We start from the raw sequence: 464 nt of genomic DNA on the forward strand, positions 1-464 counted from the left end.
CATATTATGAGATGCAAACGTAACGTTAGGGCAATGTTCTGAGATCTCAGTGAACATCATCGGTGAGAGCCAAGGAATGATTTGCTGCCCCATATCGACAGTGATAGTGCCGTCTAGTTCGCTAGGTTTGAATTCACCGTGTGTATTTACGGCATTTGAGAGCTGAGTTAAAGCGGGAGAGAGGGCCAAGAAAAGGCTGTCAGCATAAGGTGTCGTATCAAACCCTTTTGGTGTTTTTACGAACAACTCATCTTCAAAATGATCTCGCAGTTTATTTATATTTTGGCTGACTGCAGGAGGAGAGATGAATAGCAACTCTGAAGATTTTTTCAAGTTACGTTGCTGATACACGACAGAAAACAGCTTGAGGAGGTTTAGGTCAAGATTCTTAAACTTATCGTTGCTCATCGGTGCTCCTTCTACCAATAGACGTATTAAGTTGAGCTTAACAGCAAGTTACATAT

At 41.6% G+C, this 464-nt stretch carries 1 protein-coding gene; it reads right to left on the reverse strand.

Annotated features, from left to right (window positions below; genetic code table 11):
• Nucleotides 1–408 (reverse strand): LysR family transcriptional regulator (locus tag BCT81_RS00405; protein ID WP_133152461.1); only part of this gene is annotated, 408 nt, incomplete at its 3' end.
• Between the last annotated feature and the right edge of the window lie 56 nt (nt 409–464).

It is taken from the genome of Vibrio sp. 10N.261.52.A1, assembly GCF_002876325.1.
GTDB lineage: Bacteria > Pseudomonadota > Gammaproteobacteria > Enterobacterales > Vibrionaceae > Vibrio > Vibrio chagasii.